The sequence below is a fragment of the Klebsiella sp. A52 genome (genome assembly GCF_018388785.1).
Classification (GTDB): Bacteria; Pseudomonadota; Gammaproteobacteria; order Enterobacterales; family Enterobacteriaceae; genus Klebsiella; species Klebsiella aerogenes.
The window spans coordinates 4,869,979-4,895,226 of record NZ_CP074437.1 but is presented as its reverse complement, the minus strand read 5'-3'; the positions used below and the strand labels follow the sequence as shown (position 1 = coordinate 4,895,226).

Here is a 25,248-nt window from a genome sequence, read left to right as displayed (position 1 = left end):
GCGAATGGCTGAAATGGACCCTTTGGCGTCGCTATCGACGACTCGGGCGGATGTGGTTATGTTATAGGTTTGTGCAAACTGATTTTCTGATGGAGCGGCAATGAAAAATAGCGAACTGGAACAATTAATTAACGAAAAACTGAATAGCGCGGCCATCAGTGATTACGCCCCGAACGGCCTGCAGGTGGAAGGGCGGGAGACGGTGCGGAAAATCGTCACCGGCGTGACCGCCAGCCAGGCGCTACTTGATGAAGCCGTTCGTCTGCAGGCGGATGCGGTGATTGTGCATCACGGTTACTTCTGGAAAGGCGAGTCGCCGGTGATCCGCGGCATGAAGCGCAATCGGCTGAAAACGCTGCTGGCCAACGATATCAACCTTTATGGCTGGCATTTACCGCTGGATGCGCATCCGGAACTGGGCAATAACGCCCAGCTGGCGCAGCTGCTGGGGATCAATGTCATGGGGGAAATCGAGCCATTGGTGCCGTGGGGCGAGCTGTCTATGCCGGTATCCGGGCTGGAACTGGCATCGTGGATTGAAGCGCGATTAGGGCGTAAACCGCTGTGGTGCGGCGATACCGGGCCGGACAAAGTTACCCGCGTCGCCTGGTGTACCGGCGGCGGCCAGAGCTTTATCGATAGCGCGGCCCGCTTTGGCGTCGATGCCTTTATTACCGGCGAAGTGTCTGAGCAGACGATTCATTCCGCCCGTGAGCAGGGGTTGCATTTTTATGCCGCCGGCCATCATGCCACCGAGCGCGGCGGTATTCGCGCCCTGAGCGAGTGGCTGACGGAAAATACCGACCTGGACGTCACCTTTATTGATATCCCTAACCCGGCCTGATGAGAGAGAAAAAAGTGCAGCGAGCGCGTTGTTATCTATTAGGTGAAACGGCGGTGGTCCTGGAGCTTGAGCCTCCGGTGACCCTGGAGAGCCAAAAACGTATCTGGGGCCTGACGCAGCGGTTGACCGATCGCGAAGAGGTGGTTGAAGTGATTCCGGGGATGAACAACATCACCGTTGTGCTGCGTCGTCCGCAGGAGATGGCGTGGGAGGCGATTGACAAGCTGCAGCGCTGGTGGGAAGAGAGCGATGCGCTGGAGCCGGAATCCCGCGAGATCAGTATCCCGGTTATCTACGGCGGCGAGGCGGGGCCAGACCTTGGCGATGTCGCGCGCCATAGCGGGTTGAGCGAAAAGCAGGTGGTCGAACTGCACTCTTCGGTGGAGTACATGGTGTGGTTTCTGGGTTTCCAGCCGGGGTTTCCGTACTTTGGCGGCCTGCCGGAGCAGCTGGCGATGCCGCGTCGCGCCGAGCCGCGCGTGCTGGTACCGGCGGGATCGGTTGGTATCGGCGGATCGCAAACCGGTATCTATCCGCTGGCGACGCCTGGCGGCTGGCAGCTGCTGGGTCGCACGCCGCTGGCATTATTCGATCCAAAACGTGAAGAGCCGGTGCTGCTGCGTTCTGGCGATCGCGTGCGCTTTGTGCCGCAGAAGGAGGGGGTATGTTGAAATTTAACCGCGCCGGCATGTACACCTCGGTCCAGGATGGCGGCCGGGAAGGCCAGCGCCAGTGGGGGATTAGCCGCTGCGGCGCGCTGGATAAACCGGCAATGACCATTGCCAATCTGCTGGTGGGCAATGCGCCGGAGACGGCGGCGCTGGAAATTACGCTGGGTCAGGTCGATGTACAGTTTACCCGCCATTGCTGGTTCGCGTTGACCGGAGCCGCCTGTGAAGCGACGCTCGACGGCGCGCCGGTCTGGTTGGGCTGGCGAATGGAAGCGAAGGCCGGGCAGCGGCTGGTGTTGAAAACTCCGCAGCATGGGATCCGCAGCTACCTGGCGGTGGCGGGCGGTATCGACGTGCCTGAAGTTTTAGGTTCCCGCTCTACCGATCTGAAAGTCGGTATCGGCGGAATCGAAGGGCGCCGGTTGCAGGATGGCGATCAATTGAAGATTGGGAAATCCTCCCGTCGCTTTAGCGCCTCGCGCGGCGTTAAACAGCTGCCGATAGGCAATATTATTCGCGCGCTGCCGGGGCCGGAGTATCACGAATTCGACAGCGTGTCGCAGGAGTCTTTCTGGCGCTCACCGTGGAAGCTGAGTCCGCAGAGCAACCGGATGGGCTACCGCCTGCAGGGTCAGCCGCTCAAGCGCACAACCGACCGGGAAATGCTCTCCCATGGCCTGCTGCCCGGGGTGGTACAGGTGCCGCATAACGGCCAGCCGATTGTGTTGATGAACGATGCGCAGACCACCGGCGGCTATCCGCGTATAGCCTGCATTATTGAAGCCGATATGTACCAACTGGCGCAAATTCCGCTGGGTCAGCCGATCCATTTCGTCCCATGTTCGCTGGAAGAAGCGCTGAAAGCGCGCGCCGATCAGCAGCGTTATCTTGAACAACTGGCCTGGAGATTAAGCGATGAAAATTGATTTAAATGCCGACCTCGGCGAAGGCTGCGCCAGCGATAGCGCGCTGCTGCAGCTGGTCTCTTCCGCCAATATCGCCTGCGGCTTTCACGCCGGTGATGCGCTGCTCATGCAGCAGTGCGTGCGCGAGGCGCTGAAAAACGGCGTTGCTATTGGCGCGCACCCAAGCTTCCCGGACCGGGAAAATTTCGGCCGCACCGCGATGCAGTTACCGCCAGAGACGGTCTACGCCCAGGTGCTGTACCAAATTGGCGCGCTGGCGGCGATCGTGCATGCCCAGGGCGGCGAGCTGCGGCACGTCAAACCGCATGGCATGTTGTACAACCAGGCGGCGAAAGAGCCGCTTTTGGCCGATGCTATCGCTCGCGCGGTGCGCGATGCCGACGCCGGGCTGGTGCTGGTCGGGCTGGCGGGGAGCGAGCTTATCCGCGCCGGACAGCGCTATCAGCTGACGACGCGCCAGGAAGTCTTCGCCGATCGCGGTTATCTCGCTGACGGTAGCCTGGTGCCGCGCAGCCAGCCGGGCGCGCTGATTGAGAGCGAAGAACAGGCGCTGGCGCAAACGCTGGAAATGGTGCAGCACAACCGGGTGCGCAGCCTGAGCGGCGAATGGGCGCATGTGAAGGCGGAAACGGTCTGCCTGCATGGCGATGGCGCTCATGCGCTCGATTTCGCCCGACGCTTGCGCGCTGCTTTCGCAGGGCGCAATATCGACGTCAGCGCGGACATTGATTAATAGTCCGCCTTAGTATTATTAATAATAATTAAATCAAATAACTAACAACACTCACAACTCAACAGGACGTTATTATGCAAGAGGTGATATCCCTCTGGCCGCTGATCGGCATTGCCGTGATTGTGGTCGGTTTTCTATTACGCTTTAACCCGGTGCTGGTGGTGATTATCTCCGGGATCGTCACCGGCGTGGCGGCGCATATGCCAATAGCCACTATTCTGGAGAAACTGGGCGAGGGCTTCCTCAATACCCGTAATCTGCCGTTTATTCTGCTGTTGCCGCTGGCGGTGATCGGGCTGCTGGAGCGCCATGGTCTGAAAGAGCGGGCGCAGGCGTGGATCGCGAAGATCCATAGCGCGACTGCCGGACGACTGCTGATCGTCTATCTTTTCGTGCGCGAAGCCACCGCCGCCCTGGGCTTGACCAGCCTCGGCGGACATCCGCAAATGGTGCGCCCGCTGCTGGCGCCGATGGCGGAAGGGGCGGCGGAAAAGCGCTTTGGCCCGCTGCCGGGCAATGTGCGCTACCGGCTGCGCGCAATGTCGGCGGCGACCGACAACGTTGGCCTGTTCTTCGGTGAAGATATTTTTGTCGCCTTTGGCGCGATCATCTTCATGCACAACTTTATGCTGGAGTCGGGCGGGATCCAGACGGAACCGTTGCATATTGCCCTGTGGGGGATCCCGACGGCGATCTGCGCCTTCCTGATCCACGCCGCGCGCCTGTGGCGCCTCGATCGCCATCTCCAGCGCGAGCTGGACCGGGTTAACGCCGGGCAGGCGAAAGGCGGTGCGGCATGAACTTCCAACAAACGTATTTATACTGGCTGGCCGGCGCGGTACTGCTGGTCGTGGCTATCATGTCCTGGCGCGACAAAAGCAATCCGCGGCGCCTGACAACCGGCCTGTTCTGGGGGCTGTACGGGCTGGTGTTCTTGCTCGGCGACTGGACGTATCAACTGGTGGGCGATAAGCGTACGGTGAATATCGCCGTCGGCGGGGTGGTGGTGGTACTGGCGCTGATCGCCGGTTTTGGCGGCGTGCGCCTCGGCAGCTACCATCAGCGTAGTCAGGAAGAGAAAACCGCCAGCGCGAAACGCCTCGGCAACAAACTTTTCTATCCGGCGCTGGCGATCCCGGTCGTCACCGTTATTGGCGTTCTGCTGTTTAACAATCTGCCCTCATGGCAGGTGGCGCTCTTCGGGCCGGGCAACCACGCGACGCTGATTACCCTGTTCTCAATGACTGCCGGTACGCTGATTGGCCTGGCGATGGCGATTCGTATGACCCATGAAACGGTGGCGCAGCCGATGCAGGAAGCGCGCCGTTTGCTGGATTCCGTCGGCTGGGCCTTTATCCTGCCGCAAATCCTCGCGGTGCTGGGGCTGCTATTTACCGCGGCGGGCGTCGGAACCAGCATTTCATGGCTGACCGAGCACTATCTGGCGGTAGATAACCGCTTTATCGCCGTGGCCGTGTACGCCATCGGCATGGCGGTGCTGACGATGGTGATGGGCAACGCCTTTGCCGCTTTCCCGATCGTGACCGCCGGGGTTGGCATTCCGATTTTAGTCCTGCAGCATGGCGGCAATCCGGCGGTAATGGCGGCGATTGGTATGTTTTCCGGCTACTGCGGCACGCTGATGACGCCGATGGCGGCGAACTTTAATATCGTGCCGGCGGCGCTGCTCGAACTGCCGGATAAAAACGCGGTGATTAAAGCCCAGGTACCGACCGGTATCCTGCTGCTGATCGTCAACGTATTCTTACTCTATTTCCTGATGTTCCTGTAAGGAGGGATGATGGCTGGCGTATTAATTACCGGTTTTGAGCCGTTCGGCGGCGAAACGGTTAATCCTTCATGGGAAGTGGTTAAGCAGCTTGATGGCGTGATTATTCGCGGGCAGCAGGTGGTGGCTAAACAGTTACCCTGCGTGTTCGGCGAGGCGCTAACGGTGCTGAACGCCGCGCTTGAAACCTATCAACCGCAGCTAACGATTGCCGTCGGGCAGGCCGGCGGCCGTGTCGATATTACCGTCGAACGTGTGGCTATCAACGTCGATGATGCGCGGATCCCCGACAATAAAGGCCAGCAGCCGATCGATGAGCCGATCGTCGCTAACGGCCCCGCGGCCTTCTTCAGCACGCTACCGATCAAAGCGATCGTTAACACGCTGCGCCAGCAGGGGATCCCGGCCTCGGTGTCGCAAACCGCGGGCACTTTTGTCTGCAATCACGTGATGTATGGTTTGCTGCATCAGCTGCAGGGAAAAAGCGGGCAGAAGGGCGGTTTTATCCATATTCCGTATCTGCCTGAACAGGCGGCGGCCCACCCTGGCGAGGCGAGTATGTCGGTCGCGACGGTACGCGCGGCGCTGGAAACGGCGATTGCCGTCGCTCTTGAACAGAATGACGATGTCAAAATTGGCGGCGGCGCCACGCACTAACAAAAGGACGAAACTATGCCTGAAGGCCCGGAGATCCGCCGCGCGGCGGATAACCTGGAGGCGGCTATCAAAGGCGAACCGTTAACCGAAGCCTGGTTCGCCTTTCCACAGTTGCAACCCTATCAAAGCCAGTTGATTGGCCAGCGGGTGACCCATATCACCACCCGCGGCAAGGCCCTGTTAACCCACTTCTCCGGCGGATTGACGCTGTATAGCCATAACCAGCTGTATGGCGTCTGGCGCGTGGTGGATGCCGGCGTTGAGCCGCAATCGAACCGCGTGCTGCGCGTCAGACTGCAGACCGCACGCAAGGCGATTTTGCTCTATAGCGCCTCGGAGATTGAGATATTGACGGCGCAACAGCTGGCCCATCATCCGTTTTTACAACGGGTCGGGCCGGATGTGCTGGATATGACGTTAACCGCCGGGCAGGTCAGAGAGCGGCTGTTATCGGCGAAATTTCGCAATCGCCAGTTTTCCGGCCTGTTGCTGGACCAGGCGTTTCTCGCCGGGCTCGGGAACTATCTGCGGGTAGAGATCCTGTGGCAGGTGGGGCTGACCGGGCAGCATAAAGCCGCCGAGCTCAATGAAACGCAGCTCGCTGCGCTGGCGCACGCGCTGCTGGATATCCCGCGCCTTTCTTACCGTACCCGCGGCCAGGTGGATGAAAACAAACATCATGGCGCGCTATTCCGCTTTAAGGTCTTTCATCGCGATGGCGAGGCCTGCGAACGCTGCGGCAGTATCATTGAGAAAACGATGCTGTCATCGCGACCCTTTTACTGGTGCCCTGGCTGCCAGCACTAATGCCAGTTGTTGAGCGATTAAAATTTTTTTGTACGCTTAAATAAAAAAAATCGGGGAAGATCCCCGATTTTTGTATTGCTCACCCCGACAGGGTAAAAATTACTTCTTGAGATCGGATTTGAAATCGCGCTTCTGGTAGCCGGTATACAGCTGACGCGGACGGGCAATTTTCATACCGTCGCTGTGCATTTCGTTCCAGTGGGCAATCCAGCCGACGGTGCGCGCCATCGCGAAGATGACGGTAAACATCGAGGATGGAATACCCATCGCTTTCAGGATGATTCCGGAGTAGAAATCAACGTTCGGGTACAGTTTCTTCTCGATGAAGTACGGGTCGTTGAGCGCGATATGCTCAAGTTCCATCGCCACTTCCAGCAGATCGTCCTTGGTGCCCAGCTCTTTCAGCACTTCGTGGCAGGTTTCACGCATAACGGTGGCGCGCGGATCGTAGTTCTTGTACACGCGATGGCCGAAGCCCATCAGGCGGAAAGAGTCATTCTTGTCTTTCGCGCGGCGCACGAATTCCGGAATGTGTTCAACGGAGCTGATCTCTTCCAGCATTTTCAGCGCGGCTTCGTTGGCGCCGCCGTGCGCCGGTCCCCACAGGGAGGCGATACCCGCAGCGATACAGGCGAACGGGTTAGCGCCGGAAGAGCCTGCGGTACGGACGGTAGAGGTTGATGCGTTCTGTTCGTGGTCAGCGTGCAGGATCAGGATACGGTCCATCGCGCGTTCCAGCACCGGGTTAACCTCGTAGGTTTCACACGGCGTGGAGAACATCATATTCAGGAAGTTACCCGCGTAGGAGAGATCGTTGCGCGGATACACGAAAGGCTGGCCGATAGAATACTTGTAACACATCGCTGCCATGGTCGGCATTTTGGACAGCAGACGATAGGCGGCGATTTCCCGGTGGCGCGGATTATTCACGTCCAGGGAGTCGTGATAGAACGCCGCCAGCGCGCCGGTAATACCGCACATCACCGCCATCGGGTGAGAGTCGCGGCGGAACGCGTGGAACAGACGGGTAATCTGTTCGTGGATCATGGTGTGGCGGGTAACGGTAGTTTTGAATTCGTCGTACTGCTGTTGAGTCGGTTTTTCGCCGTTCAACAGGATGTAACACACTTCAAGATAATTTGACTCGGTAGCCAGCTGATCGATCGGGAAACCGCGGTGCAGCAGGATCCCCTCATCGCCGTCGATAAAAGTAATTTTAGATTCACACGAGGCTGTTGAAGTGAAACCGGGGTCGAAGGTGAAGACACCTTTTGAACCAAGACTACGAATATCAATAACATCCTGACCGAGCGTGCCTTTTAGCACATCAAGTTCAATAGCAGTGTCACCACCCAGGGTGATTTTTGCTTTAGCATCAGACATTTATGGTCTCCTTAGCGCCTTTTATTGCTTAAGACTGCCGGGTGGTGGATTTGCATTCGGCCCGAACCTGACTACGTTACCAGATTGTTATGTTGCTCACAGCTCTGTGTCGCGAAAATTGCAGGGTACAGAGCGCAGGCGCTTGATGGTACGTCTTCAGCCCGGGAGTGAAACGGCAGCAAATCAGCGTTTTAGCAGCCCGAATATTAAAACCTGTATACCACTAATAACTGTCCTGATTACATCGGTCAATACCATCACACTGTTACATAACTTATTCTCAGGTGAAAGAGTGACCCCATAACTTTTGGGCATTATTGCATTAATCTAGTAATGGTTGTAACAAGAATGTTTAATATTTGTCAAATCAGGTGATTAAAATTTAAAATAATGTTGTAATCGTGACCTTGATCACTGTTCCGGACAAAACCCGACAAACTATATGTAGGTTAATTGTAATGATTTTGTGAACGGCCTATACTGCCGCCAGGTCTCCGGAACACCCTGCAATCCCGAGCCACCCAGCGTTGTTTGGTCACGCTTTTACTCCTGGAAAGGGGTTTTAACATGACTTCTGGTTATAGAAAGGACGCTGTCTGACCCGCAAGCAGACCGGAGGAAGGAAACAATAAGAACAGCATGTGGGCGTTATTCATGGTAAGAAATGTGAAAAAACAAAGACCTGTCAATCTGGATCTACAAACGATTCGATTCCCAATCACGGCGATAGCGTCCATTCTCCATCGCGTATCCGGTGTGATCACTTTTGTGGCGGTCGGTATTCTGCTTTGGTTGCTGGGCACCAGCCTTTCCTCTCCGGAGGGCTTCCTGACGGCCGCTTCCATCATGAATAGCTTCTTCGTGAAGTTCATCATGTGGGGCATCCTCACCGCGCTGGCGTATCACGCCGTTGTCGGTATCCGCCATCTGCTGATGGACTTTGGCTATCTGGAAGAAACCCTCGAAGCAGGGACACGCTCCGCCAAAATTTCTTTTGTTATTACTGTCGTGCTTTCACTTCTCGCAGGAGTCCTCGTATGGTAAGCAACGCCTCAGCACTGGGACGCAACGGCGTACATGACTTTATTCTGGTCCGTGCTACCGCCATCGTTCTGACCCTCTACATCATCTACATGGTTGGCTTCTTCGCCACCTCCGGTGAGATCTCCTGGGAAATCTGGACCGGATTCTTCTCCTCCGCGTTCACCAAAGTCTTTACCCTGCTGGCTCTCGTTTCCATCCTGATTCACGCCTGGATCGGTATGTGGCAGGTGTTGACGGACTACGTTAAACCACTGGCCGTGCGCTTAGTTCTGCAACTGATTATCGTTGTGGCGCTTGTGGCTTACGTTCTTTATGGATTTGTTGTGGTGTGGGGTGTGTAATGAAATTGCCAGTCAGAGAATTTGATGCAGTTGTAATTGGTGCCGGCGGCGCAGGTATGCGCGCGGCGCTGCAGATTTCCCAGAGCGGACAGACCTGTGCGCTGCTCTCTAAAGTTTTCCCTACCCGTTCCCATACCGTTTCCGCGCAGGGTGGCATCACCGTCGCGCTCGGTAATACCCATGAAGATAACTGGGAATGGCACATGTACGACACCGTAAAAGGGTCGGACTATATCGGCGACCAGGACGCCATCGAATATATGTGTAAGACCGGCCCGGAAGCGATTCTTGAGCTGGAACATATGGGCCTGCCGTTCTCCCGTCTTGATGATGGCCGTATTTATCAGCGTCCGTTTGGCGGCCAGTCGAAAAACTTCGGCGGCGAGCAGGCGGCACGCACCGCGGCGGCGGCCGACCGTACCGGTCACGCGCTGCTGCACACCCTGTATCAACAGAACCTGAAAAACCACACTACTATCTTCTCCGAATGGTATGCCCTCGATCTGGTGAAAAACCAGGACGGCGCGGTGGTCGGTTGTACCGCACTGTGCATCGAAACCGGCGAAGTGGTGTACTTCAAAGCCCGCGCTACCGTGCTGGCGACCGGCGGCGCAGGCCGTATTTATCAATCCACCACTAACGCCCACATCAACACCGGCGACGGCGTCGGTATGGCTCTGCGCGCGGGCGTTCCGGTGCAGGATATGGAAATGTGGCAGTTCCACCCGACCGGTATCGCCGGGGCAGGGGTGCTGGTCACCGAAGGTTGCCGCGGCGAAGGCGGTTACCTGCTGAACAAACACGGCGAGCGCTTTATGGAGCGTTATGCGCCGAACGCGAAAGACCTGGCGGGTCGTGACGTGGTGGCGCGTTCCATCATGATCGAAATCCGCGAAGGCCGCGGCTGCGATGGTCCGTGGGGCCCGCACGCTAAACTGAAACTGGATCACCTGGGTAAAGAAGTGCTGGAATCCCGTCTGCCGGGTATTCTTGAACTGTCTCGTACCTTTGCCCACGTTGACCCGGTTAAAGAACCGATTCCGGTTATCCCAACCTGCCACTACATGATGGGCGGTATTCCGACCAAAGTGACTGGCCAGGCGCTGACCGTGAACGAGAAGGGCGAAGATGTGGTGATTCCGGGCCTGTTCGCCGTTGGCGAAATCGCCTGTGTATCGGTACATGGCGCCAACCGTCTGGGCGGCAACTCGCTGCTGGACCTGGTGGTCTTCGGCCGCGCGGCGGGTCTGCATCTGCAGGAATCCATCGCCGAGCAGGGCGCGCTGCGCGCTGCCAGCGAGTCCGATGTCGAAGCTTCCCTGGACCGCCTCAACCGTTGGAACAACACCCGTTCCGGCGAAGACCCGGTCGCTATCCGCAAAGCGCTGCAGGAATGTATGCAGCATAACTTCTCGGTCTTCCGTGAAGGCGACGCGATGCATAAAGGTCTGGAACAGCTGAAAGAGATCCGCGAGCGTCTGAAAAATGCGCGCCTGGACGACACTTCCAGCGAGTTCAATACCCAGCGCGTCGAGTGTCTGGAGCTGGATAACCTGATGGAAACCGCGTATTCCACGGCGGTATCCGCTAACTTCCGTACCGAAAGCCGCGGCGCGCATAGCCGCTTCGACTTCCCGGAACGTGATGATGAAAACTGGCTGTGCCATTCCCTGTATCTGCCAGAGTCGGAATCCATGACGCGTCGAGCGGTCAACATGGAACCGAAACTGCGTCCGGCATTCCCGCCGAAGATTCGTACTTATTAATGCGGAGACAGGAATATGAAACTCGAGTTTTCAATTTATCGCTATAACCCGGATGTTGACGACGCTCCGCATATGCAGGATTACACCCTCGACGCGGAAGAAGGTCGCGACATGATGCTGCTGGATGCGCTTATCCAACTGAAAGAAAAAGATCCGTCGCTGTCGTTCCGCCGCTCCTGCCGTGAAGGGGTGTGCGGTTCCGATGGTCTGAACATGAACGGTAAAAATGGTCTGGCGTGCATCACGCCGATCTCCGCGCTGAATCAGCCGGGTAAGAAAATTGTTATCCGTCCGCTGCCTGGATTGCCGGTTATCCGCGATTTGGTGGTAGACATGGGGCAATTCTACGCACAATATGAGAAGATCAAGCCTTACTTATTGAATAATGGGCAAAATCCTCCGGCTCGCGAGCATCTGCAGATGCCTGAGCAGCGCGAGAAACTCGATGGTCTGTACGAGTGTATTCTGTGCGCATGTTGTTCGACCTCTTGCCCGTCGTTCTGGTGGAACCCGGACAAGTTCATCGGCCCGGCAGGCCTTCTGGCCGCGTATCGCTTCCTGATCGACAGCCGCGATACCGAAACCAGCGAGCGTCTGGAAGGTCTGAGCGATGCTTTCAGCGTATTCCGCTGTCACAGTATTATGAACTGCGTCAGTGTTTGTCCTAAGGGATTGAACCCAACGCGCGCCATCGGCCATATTAAGTCGATGCTGTTGCAGCGCAGCGCGTAAGCAACACGGTCTGTCCCGGATGGCGCTTGCGCTTATCCGGGCTACCAAAGCAGTAGCCCCGGCAAGTGTTAGCGCCGCCGGGGGACAGATAGCAGGAAATGTTTAAAAACCGCCAAATATGTACCAGTAATGCGTAGGCCTGATAAGCGAAGCGCCATCAGGCAATAGAGATAGCAGGAAACCTCTAAAAACTGCCCCTGATAGTTAGACAGTTTTTAAAGGTTCCTTAGCGGATAGAAACCACAACTCGTCCGCAACAAGTGAACCCCGGCACGTGCACTCGGTGTGCGTGGTAGTTTCTACGGCGAAATAAGCATAAAAATGCTTAAGGGATCACGATGCAGAACGGCGCAATGAAAGCCTGGCTGGACTCTTCTTACCTCTCTGGTTCGAACCAGAGCTGGATAGAACAGCTCTATGAAGACTTCTTAACCGATCCTGACTCTGTTGACGCCAACTGGCGTTCGATGTTCCAGCAGTTACCTGGCACCGGAGTTAAACCGGATCAATTTCATTCGAAAACGCGTGATTATTTCCGTCGACTGGCGAAGGATGCCTCACGTTACACTTCTTCGATATCCGACCCTGATACCAATGTGAAGCAGGTTAAAGTCCTGCAGCTCATCAACGCATACCGCTTCCGCGGTCACCAGCAGGCGAATCTCGATCCGCTGGGACTGTGGCAGCAAGAGAGAGTGGCGGATCTCGATCCGGCTTACCACGATCTCACCGAGGCCGATTTCCAGGAAAGCTATAACGTAGGTTCTTTCGCCATCGGAAAAGACACGATGAAGCTGGGCGACCTGATCGCGGCGCTTAAGCAAACCTACTGCGGCTCCATCGGCGCGGAATACATGCACATCACCTCTACTGAAGAAAAACGCTGGATCCAGCAGCGCATTGAGTCAGTAGCGGGCAAAGCGAGCTTCACCGCGGAAGAGAAAAAGCGCTTCCTGAGCGAACTGACCGCCGCGGAAGGCCTGGAGCGCTACCTCGGCGCCAAATTCCCGGGCGCGAAACGCTTCTCGCTGGAAGGCGGCGATGCGTTAATCCCGATGCTCAAAGAGATCATCCGTCACGCCGGTAAGAGCGGCACCCGTGAAGTGGTGCTGGGCATGGCGCACCGTGGTCGTCTGAACGTACTGGTCAACGTGCTGGGTAAAAAACCGCAGGACCTGTTCGACGAATTCGCGGGCAAACATAAAGAACACCTCGGCACCGGCGACGTGAAGTACCACATGGGCTTCTCTTCCGATATGGAAACCGAAGGCGGTCTGGTTCACCTGGCGCTGGCGTTTAACCCGTCGCACCTGGAAATCGTCAGCCCGGTGGTTATCGGCTCCGTACGCGCCCGTCTGGATCGTCTGGACGAGCCGAGCAGCAACAAAGTTCTGCCAATCACCATCCACGGCGACGCCGCGGTAGCCGGCCAGGGCGTAGTTCAGGAAACCCTGAACATGTCCAAGGCGCGTGGTTACGAAGTGGGCGGTACCGTGCGCATCGTTATCAACAACCAGGTTGGCTTCACCACGTCCAACCCGCTGGATGCGCGTTCTACGCCGTACTGCACCGATATCGGTAAAATGGTTCAGGCGCCGATTTTCCACGTTAACGCGGATGACCCGGAAGCGGTCGCTTTCGTTACCCGTCTGGCGCTGGATTTCCGTAATACCTTCAAACGCGATGTCTTCATCGACCTGGTGTGCTACCGCCGTCACGGCCACAACGAAGCCGACGAGCCGAGCGCAACCCAGCCGCTGATGTACCAGAAAATCAAAAAGCATCCGACTCCGCGCAAAATCTACGCTGACAAGCTGGAGCAGGACAAAGTCGCGACGCTGGAAGACGCTACCGAACAGGTTAACCTCTACCGCGATGCGCTGGATGCCGGCGATTGCGTGGTAGCGGAATGGCGTCCGATGAACATGCACTCCTTTACCTGGTCTCCGTACCTCAACCATGAGTGGGATGAGAGCTACCCGGATAAAGTTGAGCCAAAACGCCTGCAAGAGCTGGCCAAACGCATCAGTACGGTGCCGGAAACCGTTGAGATGCAGTCTCGCGTAGCGAAAATCTACGGCGACCGCCAGCTGATGGCCGCCGGTGAGAAGCCGTTCGACTGGGGCGCGGCGGAAAACCTGGCGTACGCCACCCTGGTTGACGAAGGGATTCCGGTACGTCTGTCCGGCGAAGACTCCGGTCGCGGTACCTTCTTCCACCGTCATGCGGTTATCCATAACCAGAGCAACGGCTCTACCTATACGCCGCTGCAGAACGTACACAACGGCCAGGGCCAGTTCCGCGTCTGGGACTCCGTGCTGTCTGAAGAAGCGGTGCTGGCGTTCGAATACGGTTACGCCACCGCGGAACCACGCACCCTGACCATCTGGGAAGCGCAGTTCGGCGACTTCGCCAACGGCGCGCAGGTCGTTATTGACCAGTTCATCAGCTCCGGCGAGCAGAAATGGGGCCGGATGTGCGGCCTGGTGATGCTGCTGCCGCACGGCTATGAAGGGCAGGGCCCGGAGCACTCCTCCGCGCGTCTGGAACGTTATCTGCAGCTATGCGCTGAGCAGAACATGCAGGTTTGCGTACCGTCCACTCCGGCACAGGTTTATCACATGCTGCGTCGTCAGGCGCTGCGCGGTATGCGCCGTCCGCTGGTGGTCATGTCGCCGAAATCTCTGCTGCGCCACCCGCTGGCGGTTTCCAGCATGGATGAACTGGCGAACGGCACCTTTATGCCGGCTATTGGCGAAATCGACGAGCTCGATCCGCAAGCCGTGAAACGCGTCGTACTGTGCTCTGGTAAGGTTTACTACGACCTGCTGGAACAGCGCCGTAAAAACGAGCAAAAAGATGTCGCCATCGTGCGTATCGAACAGCTCTATCCGTTCCCGCATCAGGCGGTACAGGAAGCGCTGAAAGCTTACTCGCACGTCCACGATTTTGTCTGGTGCCAGGAAGAGCCGCTCAACCAGGGCGCATGGTACTGCAGCCAGCACCACCTTCGTGAAGTAGTTCCATTTGGGGCCTCTCTGCGTTATGCAGGCCGCCCGGCCTCCGCCTCTCCGGCGGTAGGGTATATGTCCGTTCACCAGAAACAGCAACAAGATCTGGTCAATGACGCGCTGAACGTCGATTAATTAAAGGATACACAATGAGTAGCGTAGATATTCTGGTTCCCGACCTTCCTGAGTCCGTAGCTGACGCAACCGTCGCCACCTGGCACAAAAAACCGGGCGACGCGGTAGTCCGCGACGAAGTTCTGGTCGAAATCGAAACTGACAAAGTGGTACTGGAAGTACCGGCATCAGCGGACGGCATTCTGGATGCAGTACTGGAAGACGAAGGCGCCACCGTGCTGTCTCGTCAGATTCTGGGCCGCCTGCGTGAAGGCAACAGCGCCGGTAAAGCCGCTGATGCGAAAGCTGATACTAAAGAGTCCACCCCGGCTCAGCGTCAGCAAGCGTCTCTGGAAGAGCAAAGCAACGACGCGCTTAGCCCGGCTATCCGTCGCCTGTTGGCTGAACACAGCCTCGACGCGGCGGCGATTAAAGGCACCGGCGTTGGCGGCCGTCTGACCCGCGAAGACGTTGAGAAGCATCTGGCGAGCGCGCCGGCGAAAGCTGAAGCGAAAGCGCCAGCCGCTGCTGCGGCGCCGGTTGCGCAACTGGGCCACCGCTCTGAAAAACGCGTACCGATGACCCGTCTGCGCAAACGCGTTGCCGAGCGTCTGCTGGAAGCGAAAAACTCTACCGCCATGCTGACCACGTTCAACGAAGTCAACATGAAGCCGATTATGGATCTGCGTAAGCAGTACGGCGAAGCGTTCGAAAAACGTCACGGTATCCGTCTGGGCTTCATGTCCTTCTACGTGAAAGCGGTGGTTGAAGCGCTGAAACGCTACCCGGAAGTGAACGCTTCCATCGATGGCGATGACGTGGTTTATCACAACTACTTCGACGTGAGCATGGCGGTTTCTACGCCGCGCGGCCTGGTGACTCCGGTTCTGCGTGACGTTGACCTGCTGGGCATGGCGGATATCGAAAAGAATATTAAAGAGCTGGCAGTGAAAGGCCGTGACGGCAAGCTGACCGTAGATGACCTGACCGGCGGTAACTTCACCATTACCAACGGCGGCGTATTCGGTTCTCTGATGTCCACGCCGATCATCAACCCACCGCAGAGCGCCATCCTGGGTATGCATGCCATTAAAGACCGTCCGATGGCGGTGAATGGCAAGGTAGAAATTCTGCCGATGATGTACCTGGCGCTCTCCTACGACCACCGTCTGATCGATGGACGTGAATCGGTAGGCTTCCTGGTAGCGATTAAAGAGCTGCTGGAAGATCCGACTCGTCTGCTGCTGGACGTGTAGTCTGTAAGAGTATTACCTACCGTAGGCCGGATAAGGCGTTCGCGCCGCCATCCGGCGTTGATGAGATGCCTGATGGCGACGCTTGCGCGTCTTATCAGGCCTACAGGTTTAAAGATAATTATTACCTGAAGGATGGACTGAACACATGAACTTACATGAATATCAGGCAAAACAACTTTTTGCCCGCTATGGCTTACCGGCGCCGGTGGGTTATGCCTGTACTACTCCGCGTGAAGCAGAAGAAGCCGCTTCAAAAATCGGCGCGGGTCCGTGGGTAGTGAAATGTCAGGTTCACGCTGGTGGCCGCGGTAAAGCGGGCGGTGTGAAAGTAGTTAAGAGCAAAGAAGAGATTCGCGCTTTTGCTGAGCATTGGCTGGGCAAACGCCTGGTGACTTACCAAACAGATGCTAACGGCCAGCCGGTAAACCAGATTCTGGTTGAAGCGGCGACCGACATTGATAAAGAGCTGTATCTGGGCGCGGTTGTTGACCGTAGCTCCCGTCGCGTGGTGTTCATGGCGTCTACCGAAGGCGGCGTGGAAATCGAAAAAGTGGCGGAAGAAACCCCGCACCTGATCCACAAGATCGCTATCGATCCGCTGGCGGGCCCGATGCCTTACCAGGGTCGTGAACTGGCGTTCAAACTGGGTCTGGAAGGTAAACAGGTTCAGCAGTTCACCAAGATCTTCATGGGTCTGGCGACCATCTTCCTGGAGCGCGACCTGGCGCTGATCGAAATCAACCCGCTGGTTATCACCAAGCAGGGCGACCTGATCTGCCTCGACGGCAAACTGGGCGCTGACGGCAACGCGCTGTTCCGCCAGCCGGATCTGCGTGAAATGCGCGACCAGTCTCAAGAAGATCCGCGCGAAGCTCAGGCGGCGCAGTGGGAACTGAACTACGTTGCTCTCGACGGCAACATCGGTTGCATGGTTAACGGCGCAGGCCTGGCGATGGGCACCATGGACATCGTTAAGCTGCACGGCGGCGAACCGGCTAACTTCCTCGACGTTGGCGGCGGCGCCACCAAAGAGCGCGTAACCGAAGCGTTCAAAATCATCCTCTCTGACGACAACGTTAAAGCGGTTCTGGTTAACATCTTCGGCGGTATCGTACGTTGCGACCTGATCGCTGACGGCATCATCGGCGCGGTTGAAGAAGTGGGTGTTAACGTACCGGTTGTTGTACGTCTCGAAGGTAACAACGCCGAACTGGGCGCGAAAAAACTGGCTGACAGCGGCCTGAATATTATTGCAGCGAAAAGTCTGACGGACGCAGCACAGCAGGTTGTTGCCGCAGTGGAGGGGAAATAATGTCAGTTTTAATTAATAAAGACACCAAGGTTATCTGCCAGGGCTTTACCGGTAGCCAGGGTACATTCCACTCTGAACAAGCGATCGCTTACGGCACTCAGATGGTTGGCGGCGTAACGCCAGGTAAAGGCGGCACCACTCACCTGGGCCTGCCGGTATTTAACACCGTGCGTGAAGCCGTTGAAGCCACCGGCGCGACTGCGACCGTCATCTACGTTCCGGCGCCGTTCTGCAAAGACTCCATTCTGGAAGCTATCGACGCGGGCATTAAGCTGATTATCACCATCACTGAAGGTATCCCGACCCTGGATATGCTGACCGTGAAAGTGAAGCTGGACGAAGCTGGCGTTCGCATGATCGGCCCGAACTGCCCGGGCGTTATCACTCCGGGCGAGTGCAAAATCGGCATCATGCCGGGTCACATCCACAAGCCGGGTAAAGTGGGCATCGTTTCCCGTTCCGGTACCCTGACCTATGAAGCGGTTAAGCAGACCACCGACTATGGCTTCGGCCAGTCTACCTGCGTCGGTATCGGCGGCGACCCGATCCCGGGCTCCAACTTCATCGATATCCTGAAAATGTTCCAGGAAGACCCGCAGACCGAAGCGATCGTCATGATCGGTGAAATCGGCGGCAGCGCGGAAGAAGAAGCGGCAGCTTACATTAAAGAGCACGTGACTAAGCCGGTTGTCGGCTATATCGCGGGCGTTACCGCGCCGAAAGGCAAGCGTATGGGCCACGCAGGCGCCATCATCGCTGGCGGTAAAGGTACTGCTGATGAGAAATTTGCTGCGCTGGAAGCGGCCGGTGTGAAAACCGTTCGCAGCCTGGCGGATATCGGCGAAGCGCTGAAAGCTATTATCAAGTAAACCCTCACTGCTCTCAGGAGCAGACTAATGTCCGATTTCGACATGGTTGGCCACCGTCAGGTGGCCTTTTTTTTGCCTTGTCGTCAGCCGCAGGCGCTCTCTTACGTTAAAAAACGCTATTCTATTGATTTGATGAATATTATTGGGAATAATCACTCGCCGCTTGTCCGGGGGAGGGGAGGTGGTTAATTTTATGTGAAAATAAACAGGAAAACGCAGACGTTATTTTTTTGCATTTCGATTGGGAAAAATAGTGTGACCGGTCTAACATTATTAGGATCGCATCATTTCTTGCCTTAAATTGGTTAAAGTTAAAATTATATTACCTATAATTCTCATTTCCCCCTTTTTAGTAACCGCTAGCGGCAGACTTTAAACACATTTTTAACATCAATTTCACCGTTATTCTTTATTGCGCCACATAATTAACATAAGAAGAAAAAATTGATTTATATCAATGCTTAATCCTTGGAAAAAATCACCAAAAAACGTTAAATTGTCGCAAATCAAATTGGCCTATTCCGGGCATTTTCGCTATATATTGATCACCGTCGAAAAATGTAAAGCTGGAACAATAAAATCCTATTTATTGTAAGGTTATTGCGGCGTAATATATTAGAGAATCATTTGGTTTTTTCGTTAACGTATTTGTAACCTTTGCGAGGGCGCTGTTTCATCGCCAGATGAGCAGTAACGTACCAGGGAGCAAATAATTTTGTATTGGGGCATGCGTATGAACCTGAATTATTGGGTTCGTTCTCGGAGTCTTCATGCGATGAGCAAGGAGTCATGATGTTAGATATAGTCGAACTGTCGCGCTTACAGTTTGCCTTGACCGCGATGTACCACTTCCTTTTTGTGCCGCTAACGCTCGGTATGGCGTTCCTGCTGGCCATCATGGAAACGGTCTACGTCCTTTCCGGCAAACAGATTTATAAAGATATGACCAAGTTCTGGGGCAAGTTGTTTGGTATCAACTTCGCTCTGGGTGTCGCAACCGGTTTGACCATGGAGTTCCAGTTCGGGACTAACTGGTCTTACTACTCTCACTATGTGGGCGATATCTTCGGTGCGCCGCTGGCCATTGAAGGTCTGATGGCCTTCTTCCTCGAATCTACCTTTGTAGGTCTGTTCTTCTTCGGTTGGGATCGTCTGGGCAAAGTTCAGCACATGGCGGTGACCTGGCTGGTCGCTCTGGGGTCTAACCTCTCCGCGCTGTGGATCCTGGTGGCCAACGGCTGGATGCAGAACCCGATCGCATCGGATTTCAACTTTGAAACCATGCGTATGGAGATGGTCAGCTTCTCCGAGCTGGTCCTGAACCCGGTTGCTCAGGTTAAATTCGTCCACACCGTGGCTTCCGGCTATGTGACTGGCGCGATGTTCATCCTTGCCATCAGCTCCTGGTACATGCTTAAAGGCCGTGATTTCGCCTTTGCTAAACGCTCCTTCGCGATTGCTGCAAGCTTTGGTATGGCCGCTATCCTCTCCGTTATCGTCCTCGGCGATGAGTCCGGTTACGAAATGGGTGACGTGCAGAAAACCAAACTGGCGGCGATTGAAGCGGAATGGGAAACTCAGCCGGCTCCGGCTGCCTTTACCCTATTTGGTATTCCCGACCAGGAAGCGCAAACCAACCACTTCTCCATCCAGATCCCATACGCGCTGGGTATCATCGCTACCCGCTCGGTGGATAAGCCGGTTATCGGCCTGAAAGATCTGATGGCGCAGCATGAAGAGCGTATTCGTAACGGGATGAAAGCCTATGCGCTGCTGGAACAGCTGCGCGCCGGTTCGACTGACCAGGCGGTTCGCGATCGGTTCAATAACGTTAAGAAAGACCTCGGTTATGGTCTGCTGCTCAAGCGCTATACCCCGAACGTCGCTGACGCCACGGAAGAGCAGATCGCCAAAGCGACCAAAGACTCTATTCCGAGCGTAGCGCCGCTGTACTTCGCCTTCCGTATCATGGTGGCGTGCGGCGTACTGATGCTGTTGATTATCGGCGCCTCTTTCTGGACCGTGATTCGCAACCGTATTGGCGAGAAAAAATGGCTGCTGCGCGCCGCGTTCTTCGGCCTGCCGCTGCCGTGGATTGCCGTTGAAGCGGGCTGGTTTGTTGCCGAGTATGGCCGTCAGCCGTGGGCGATTGGTGAAGTGCTGCCAACCGCGGTGGCGAACTCGTCGCTGACCGCAGGCGATCTGATCTTCTCGATGTTGCTGATCTGCGGTCTGTATACGCTGTTCCTGGTGGCTGAACTGTTCCTCATGTTCAAGTTTGCCCGCAAAGGACCGAGCAGCCTGAAAACGGGTCGCTATCACTTTGAACAGTCCTCCGCGGCTATTCAGTCGGCACGCTAAGACAGGAGTCGTCAAATGATCGATTATGAAGTATTGCGTTTAATCTGGTGGCTACTGATCGGCGTTCTGCTGATTGGCTTCGCCGTCGCCGACGGTTTCGACATGGGGGTGGGCATGCTCACCCGTTTCCTCGGTCGTAATGACACCGAGCGTCGAATCATGATCAACTCCATCGCCCCGCACTGGGACGGAAACCAGGTGTGGCTTATCACCGCCGGCGGCGCGCTGTTTGCTGCCTGGCCGATGGTATACGCCGCCGCGTTCTCCGGCTTCTATGTGGCGATGATTCTGGTGCTGGCGTCTTTATTCTTCCGTCCGGTGGGCTTTGACTACCGCTCCAAGATTGAAGATACCCGCTGGCGCAACATGTGGGACTGGGGCATCTTCGTGGGGAGCTTTGTGCCGCCGCTGGTAATCGGCGTGGCTTTCGGCAACCTGCTGCAGGGTGTACCGTTCCATATCGATGAGTATCTGCGTCTGTACTACACCGGCAACTTCTTCCAGCTGCTGAACCCGTTTGGTCTGCTGGCCGGTATCGTCAGCGTGGCGATGATCCTGACGCAGGGCGCGACCTACCTGCAGATGCGTACCGTAGGCGAACTGCACCTGCGCACCCGCACCGTCTCCACGGTGGCGGCGCTGGTGACGCTGGTCTGCTTCGCGCTGGCGGGCGTTTGGGTCTACTACGGCATCGACGGCTACGTGGTGAAATCGGTGCTGGATCATACCGGCCCGTCTAACCCGCTGACCAAAGAAGTGGCGCGTGAAGCCGGCGCGTGGATGGTGAACTTTAACAACATGCCAGCGCTGTGGGCCATTCCTGCCCTGGGCGTGGTGCTGCCGCTGCTGACCGTCGCGTCAACAAAAGCAGATAAAGGCGCCATGGCGTTCCTGTTCTCCTCGCTGACGCTGGCCTGCATCATCCTGACCGCGGGTATCGCGATGTTCCCGTTCATCATGCCGTCCAGCACGATGCTGAATGCGAGCCTGACGATGTGGGATGCAACCTCCAGCCAGCTGACGCTGAATGTGATGACCTACGTGGCTATCGTGTTTGTGCCGATTATCCTCGGCTACACCACCTGGTGTTACTGGAAGATGTTTGGCCGCATTACCCGCGAAGACATCGAAAAGAACACCCACTCGCTGTACTAAGGTAAGGAGCTATATATGTGGTACTTCGCATGGATTTTGGGAACGCTGCTTGCCTGTGCCTTTGGGGTGATTACCGCGCTGGCGCTTGAGCACGTGGAAGCTACCAAAGCAGGTAAAGAAGAGCATTGATGAAAATTATCGCGACCCTTTACGCGATAATGGACAAGCGCCCGTTAAGGGCGCTTTCCTTATTAATGGCGCTGCTGCTGGCAGGCTGCATCTTCTGGGATCCGTCGCGCTTTGCGGCGAAGACCAGCGAGCTTGAAATCTGGCATGGTTTCTTGCTGATGTGGGCGGTGTGCGCCGGCGTCATTCACGGTGTGGGCTTTCGTCCGAAGGCCGTGCACTGGCAGGGGATTTTTTGTCCGCTTATCGCTGATATCGTTCTCTTCGCAGGCCTGATCTTTTTCTTCTTTTGAAAGATAAGAGTATAAGAGAAGTCTGTTAACCGCATGGGCTTGCATAAGCCCATAAAAATTTACTCGCCGTTTACTTTCTCCCATTCCAAACCACGATTCCCGCGCGTATAGTAGCGAAGTTTGAAAGCACTACTCTTTTTTTGCATTACCGGGATGTAAAGTGAATACAACGCTGTTTCGATGGCCGGTCCGGGTCTACTACGAAGATACCGATGCCGGTGGTGTGGTTTACCACGCCAGTTACGTCGCTTTTTATGAAAGAGCACGCACAGAGATGCTGCGCCACCATCACTTCAGTCAGCAGGTTCTGTTGGCTGAACGAGTTGCCTTTGTCGTTCGCAAAATGACGCTGGAGTATTTTGCGCCCGCCAGACTCGACGACATGCTCGAAATCCAGACGGAAATTACCTCGATGCGAGGCACCTCTTTGGTTTTCACGCAGCGAATCGTCAACGCCGAGAATACAGTTTTGAACGAAGCTGAAGTTCTCATTGTGTGCGTTGATCCACTCTTAATGAAGCCTCGTGCGCTTCCCAAGTCTATTGTCGCGGAGTTTAAGCAGTGACTGACATGAATATCCTTGATTTGTTCCTGAAGGCGAGCCTTCTGGTTAAACTTATCATGTTGATTTTGATTGGTTTTTCTATCGCTTCCTGGGCTATTATTATTCAGAGAACGCGTATCCTCAATTCCGCCAGCCGCGAAGCCGAAGCGTTTGAAGATAAGTTCTGGTCCGGCATTGAACTGTCTCGCCTGTACCAGGAGAGCCAGGGCCGTCGCGATAGCCTCGCCGGTTCCGAGCAGATTTTTTACAGCGGCTTTAAAGAGTTCGCGCGTCTGCATCGTGCCAACAGCCATGCGCCGGAAGCGATTGTCGAAGGGGCGTCGCGCGCGATGCGTATCTCGATGAACCGCGAACTGGAAACGCTGGAAACGCATATTCCGTTCCTTGGCACCGTGGGTTCCATCAGTCCGTATATTGGCCTGTTCGGTACCGTCTGGGGGATCATGCACGCCTTTATCGCCCTCGGCGCGGTGAAGCAGGCGACGCTGCAGATGGTTGCGCCGGGGATCGCGGAAGCGCTGATCGCCACGGCAATCGGTCTTTTCGCCGCCATCCCGGCGGTTATGGCCTACAACCGTTTGAACCAGCGCGTGAACAAACTTGAACTGAACTACGACAACTTTATGGAAGAGTTCACCGCCATTCTGCACCGTCAGGCGTTTACCAGCAGCGAAAGCAATAAGGGGTAAGCCATGGCCAGAGCACGTGGACGCGGACGTCGCGAACTGAAGTCCGAGATTAACATCGTTCCGCTGCTGGATGTCCTGTTGGTGCTGTTGCTGATCTTCATGGCGACAGCGCCGATCATTACGCAGAGCGTGGAAGTCGATCTGCCGGACGCCACGGAGTCGCAAGCGGTGAAAAGCAACGATGAACCACCGGTTATCGTTGAAGTCTCCGGAGTAGGGCAGTACAGCGTGAAAGTCGGTCAGGAAACGTTGTCCCAACTGCCGCCGGAGCAGGTCATTGCTGAAGCGAAGCGCCGACTCGAAGCGAATGAGAAGACGGTGTTCCTTATCGGCGGCGCGAAAGATGTGCCTTACGATGAAATTATTAAAGCGCTTAACCTGTTGCATAGCGCAGGGGTTAAATCGGTTGGCTTAATGACCAAGCCTATTTAATCGGCCCGCGAAGCGAGCGGCGGTGGATATCGATAGCATTCCGCCGCTGCTTTTAAGCGGCAACAGGCGAACAGTTTTTGGGAACCGATAGTGTCAAAGGCAACCGAACAAAACGATAAGCTTAAACGAGCGATCATAGTTTCAGTGGTGCTGCACATCATTCTGATTGCGCTACTGATCTGGAGTTCGTTCGATGAGCATCTGGATGCTTCTGCCGGCGGCGGCGGAGGTTCGTCCATTGATGCGGTGATGGTCGATCCTGGCGCGGTAGTCAACAACTACAACCGCCAGCAACAGCAGCAGTCCAGCGCGCGTCGCGCGGCCGAGCAGCGAGAAAAGCAGGCTCAGCAGCAGGCTGAAGAGCTGCGGGAAAAACAGGCCGCCGAGCAGGAACGCCTGAAGCAAATGGAACAAGAACGTCTGCAGGCGCAGGAAGCGGCGAAAGAAGCGAAAGAACAGCAGAAACAGGCTGAAGAGGCTGCAGCTAAGGCTGCCGCCGCGGCAAAAGCGAAAGCGGATGCCCAGGCGAAAGAGGCGCAGGAAGCTGCCGCCAAAGCCGCCGCCGATGCCAAAGCGAAGGCCGATGCTCAGGCGAAATTCGCGGAAGCGGCTGCCGCTAAGGCGGCTGCTAAAGCGGCTGCCGACGCCAAGAAGCAGGCGGAAGCCGAAGCGGCGAAAGCCGCCGCGGATGCGCAGAAGAAAGCCGAAGCGGAAGCGGCGAAAAAAGCTCAGCAGGATGCAGAGAAGAAAGCGCAGCAGCAGGCCGAGAAGAAAGCTCAGCAGGAAGCGGCGAAACAGGCTGCGGCAGAAAAGGCCGCCGCTGAAAAAGCCGCTGCCCAGAAAGCTGCCGCGGAAAAAGCTGCAGCCGAGAAGGCCGCTGCTGAAAAAGCCGCAGCTGCCGAAAAAGCCGCTGCCGCCAAAGCAGCCGCCAAGAAAGCCGCTGCAGCTAAAGAAGCAAGCGGTGTTGACGATCTGCTCGGTGACCTGAGCTCAGGTAAGAATGCGCCGAAAACCGGCGGTGGAGCTAAAGGCAATGGCCAGCCATCGAAAGATAGCGGCGCCTCTGGCGCCAACGGTGGGGCTACGGGCGCTGATATCAGCGCATACGCAAAGCAAATACAAATGGCTATTCAAAGCCGCCTGTATGATGCCAGCCTCTATCAAGGCAAGCGTTGCGTGTTGCATATCAATCTTAGGCCTGACGGTACATTGAAGGATATCACCTCTGAAGGAGGCGACCCTGCGCTGTGTCAGGCGGCATTAACGGCAGCACGTACTGCGAGTATTCCTAAACCGCCAAGTCAGGCTGTTTATGAGAAAATAAAAAATGCCACACTAGACTTTAAACTGTAATCGTTTTTCCCCGTGCAAG

Annotated in this window: 26 protein-coding genes; 25 read left to right on the top strand and 1 reads right to left on the bottom strand. The window is 56.1% G+C overall.

Annotated elements, in window-relative coordinates; translation table 11 throughout:
* Window positions 1-100: 100 nt before the first annotated feature.
* The 8 genes from ybgI to nei all read left to right on the top strand — a co-directional run bounded on the left by ybgI (window position 101) and on the right by nei (window position 6,427).
* Window positions 101-844 (top strand): radiation resistance protein YbgI, encoded by a 744-nt coding sequence (gene ybgI / locus KGA69_RS23210; RefSeq protein ID WP_032707631.1) that lies wholly within the window; start codon window positions 101-103, stop codon window positions 842-844.
* A gap of 14 nt (window positions 845-858) precedes the next feature.
* Window positions 859-1,515 (top strand): 5-oxoprolinase subunit PxpB, encoded by a 657-nt coding sequence (gene pxpB, locus KGA69_RS23205; RefSeq protein WP_004176857.1) that lies wholly within the window; start codon window positions 859-861, stop codon window positions 1,513-1,515.
* Window positions 1,509-2,441 (top strand): 5-oxoprolinase subunit PxpC, encoded by a 933-nt coding sequence (gene pxpC, locus KGA69_RS23200; RefSeq protein ID WP_213292691.1) that lies wholly within the window; start codon window positions 1,509-1,511, stop codon window positions 2,439-2,441. The genes pxpB and pxpC overlap by 7 nt, the downstream gene beginning before the upstream one ends.
* A complete protein-coding gene (gene pxpA, locus KGA69_RS23195) occupies window positions 2,431-3,174 on the top strand; it encodes a 5-oxoprolinase subunit PxpA (protein ID WP_213292690.1) in 744 nt (247 codons plus the stop codon). The genes pxpC and pxpA overlap by 11 nt, the downstream gene beginning before the upstream one ends.
* Window positions 3,175-3,248: 74 nt before the next feature.
* Window positions 3,249-3,974 carry a DUF969 domain-containing protein gene (locus KGA69_RS23190; RefSeq protein ID WP_045393033.1) on the top strand — a complete coding sequence of 242 codons (726 nt, stop codon included), beginning with the start codon at window positions 3,249-3,251 and terminating at the stop codon, window positions 3,972-3,974.
* On the top strand, window positions 3,971-4,966 hold the full coding sequence (locus KGA69_RS23185; RefSeq protein ID WP_045393036.1) for a DUF979 domain-containing protein: 996 nt from the start codon (window positions 3,971-3,973) through the stop codon (window positions 4,964-4,966). Before KGA69_RS23190 ends, KGA69_RS23185 begins: the two co-directional genes overlap by 4 nt.
* 9 nt (window positions 4,967-4,975) lie before the next feature.
* On the top strand, window positions 4,976-5,620 hold the full coding sequence (pcp, locus tag KGA69_RS23180; protein WP_045393039.1) for a pyroglutamyl-peptidase I: 645 nt from the start codon (window positions 4,976-4,978) through the stop codon (window positions 5,618-5,620).
* Between the two features lie 15 nt (window positions 5,621-5,635).
* Complete coding sequence (gene nei, locus KGA69_RS23175) at window positions 5,636-6,427, top strand: endonuclease VIII (RefSeq protein ID WP_045393042.1); 792 nt, start codon at window positions 5,636-5,638, stop codon at window positions 6,425-6,427.
* 99 nt (window positions 6,428-6,526) lie between these two features.
* Here the strand turns inward: nei and gltA are convergent, their stop codons facing one another.
* Window positions 6,527-7,810, bottom strand: a complete 1,284-nt coding sequence (gene gltA / locus KGA69_RS23170; protein WP_015367676.1) for a citrate synthase — start codon at window positions 7,808-7,810, stop codon at window positions 6,527-6,529.
* A 639-nt stretch (window positions 7,811-8,449) separates the two neighbouring features.
* Here gltA and sdhC point away from each other — a divergent pair.
* From sdhC to tolA, 17 genes are all read left to right on the top strand, one after another.
* A complete protein-coding gene (sdhC, locus tag KGA69_RS23165; protein WP_020079340.1) occupies window positions 8,450-8,854 on the top strand; it encodes a succinate dehydrogenase cytochrome b556 subunit in 405 nt (134 codons plus the stop codon).
* Window positions 8,848-9,195, top strand: coding sequence for a succinate dehydrogenase membrane anchor subunit (sdhD, locus tag KGA69_RS23160; RefSeq protein WP_015367674.1), 348 nt, complete (start codon window positions 8,848-8,850; stop codon window positions 9,193-9,195). The genes sdhC and sdhD overlap by 7 nt, the downstream gene beginning before the upstream one ends.
* Window positions 9,195-10,961, top strand: coding sequence for a succinate dehydrogenase flavoprotein subunit (gene sdhA / locus KGA69_RS23155; protein WP_032707635.1), 1,767 nt, complete (start codon window positions 9,195-9,197; stop codon window positions 10,959-10,961). The genes sdhD and sdhA overlap by 1 nt, the downstream gene beginning before the upstream one ends.
* Before the next feature lie 15 nt (window positions 10,962-10,976).
* Window positions 10,977-11,693 carry a succinate dehydrogenase iron-sulfur subunit SdhB gene (gene sdhB / locus KGA69_RS23150; protein WP_020079339.1) on the top strand — a complete coding sequence of 239 codons (717 nt, stop codon included), beginning with the start codon at window positions 10,977-10,979 and terminating at the stop codon, window positions 11,691-11,693.
* 338 nt (window positions 11,694-12,031) lie between these two features.
* Window positions 12,032-14,839: a 2-oxoglutarate dehydrogenase E1 component gene (gene sucA, locus KGA69_RS23145; RefSeq protein ID WP_045393045.1), complete on the top strand. Its 2,808-nt coding sequence runs from the start codon at window positions 12,032-12,034 to the stop codon at window positions 14,837-14,839.
* A gap of 14 nt (window positions 14,840-14,853) precedes the next feature.
* Entirely contained in the window at window positions 14,854-16,074 is a 1,221-nt protein-coding gene (odhB, locus tag KGA69_RS23140) for a 2-oxoglutarate dehydrogenase complex dihydrolipoyllysine-residue succinyltransferase (protein WP_020079338.1), read from the top strand.
* A gap of 145 nt (window positions 16,075-16,219) precedes the next feature.
* The gene (gene sucC, locus KGA69_RS23135) at window positions 16,220-17,386 is read left to right on the top strand and encodes an ADP-forming succinate--CoA ligase subunit beta (RefSeq protein WP_015367670.1); all 1,167 of its coding nucleotides are present in this window, start codon (window positions 16,220-16,222) and stop codon (window positions 17,384-17,386) included.
* Window positions 17,386-18,255, top strand: coding sequence for a succinate--CoA ligase subunit alpha (gene sucD / locus KGA69_RS23130; RefSeq protein WP_015367669.1), 870 nt, complete (start codon window positions 17,386-17,388; stop codon window positions 18,253-18,255). Before sucC ends, sucD begins: the two co-directional genes overlap by 1 nt.
* 27 nt (window positions 18,256-18,282) lie before the next feature.
* A complete protein-coding gene (locus KGA69_RS23125; RefSeq protein ID WP_080758832.1) occupies window positions 18,283-18,444 on the top strand; it encodes a hypothetical protein in 162 nt (53 codons plus the stop codon).
* A 603-nt stretch (window positions 18,445-19,047) separates the two neighbouring features.
* Window positions 19,048-20,616: a cytochrome ubiquinol oxidase subunit I gene (gene cydA / locus KGA69_RS23120; protein ID WP_213293153.1), complete on the top strand. Its 1,569-nt coding sequence runs from the start codon at window positions 19,048-19,050 to the stop codon at window positions 20,614-20,616.
* A gap of 15 nt (window positions 20,617-20,631) precedes the next feature.
* Entirely contained in the window at window positions 20,632-21,771 is a 1,140-nt protein-coding gene (gene cydB / locus KGA69_RS23115; protein WP_047049210.1) for a cytochrome d ubiquinol oxidase subunit II, read from the top strand.
* A gap of 15 nt (window positions 21,772-21,786) precedes the next feature.
* Window positions 21,787-21,900, top strand: a complete 114-nt coding sequence (gene cydX, locus KGA69_RS23110; RefSeq protein ID WP_004100325.1) for a cytochrome bd-I oxidase subunit CydX — start codon at window positions 21,787-21,789, stop codon at window positions 21,898-21,900.
* Entirely contained in the window at window positions 21,900-22,190 is a 291-nt protein-coding gene (gene ybgE / locus KGA69_RS23105) for a cyd operon protein YbgE (RefSeq protein WP_045393047.1), read from the top strand. Before cydX ends, ybgE begins: the two co-directional genes overlap by 1 nt.
* 160 nt (window positions 22,191-22,350) lie before the next feature.
* On the top strand, window positions 22,351-22,755 hold the full coding sequence (ybgC, locus tag KGA69_RS23100) for a tol-pal system-associated acyl-CoA thioesterase (RefSeq protein WP_004859689.1): 405 nt from the start codon (window positions 22,351-22,353) through the stop codon (window positions 22,753-22,755).
* A complete protein-coding gene (gene tolQ, locus KGA69_RS23095; protein WP_015704769.1) occupies window positions 22,752-23,444 on the top strand; it encodes a Tol-Pal system protein TolQ in 693 nt (230 codons plus the stop codon). The genes ybgC and tolQ overlap by 4 nt, the downstream gene beginning before the upstream one ends.
* 3 nt (window positions 23,445-23,447) lie before the next feature.
* A complete protein-coding gene (gene tolR / locus KGA69_RS23090; RefSeq protein ID WP_015367661.1) occupies window positions 23,448-23,876 on the top strand; it encodes a colicin uptake protein TolR in 429 nt (142 codons plus the stop codon).
* A 90-nt stretch (window positions 23,877-23,966) separates the two neighbouring features.
* Complete coding sequence (gene tolA / locus KGA69_RS23085) at window positions 23,967-25,229, top strand: cell envelope integrity protein TolA (protein WP_213292689.1); 1,263 nt, start codon at window positions 23,967-23,969, stop codon at window positions 25,227-25,229.
* Window positions 25,230-25,248 lie beyond the last annotated feature (19 nt).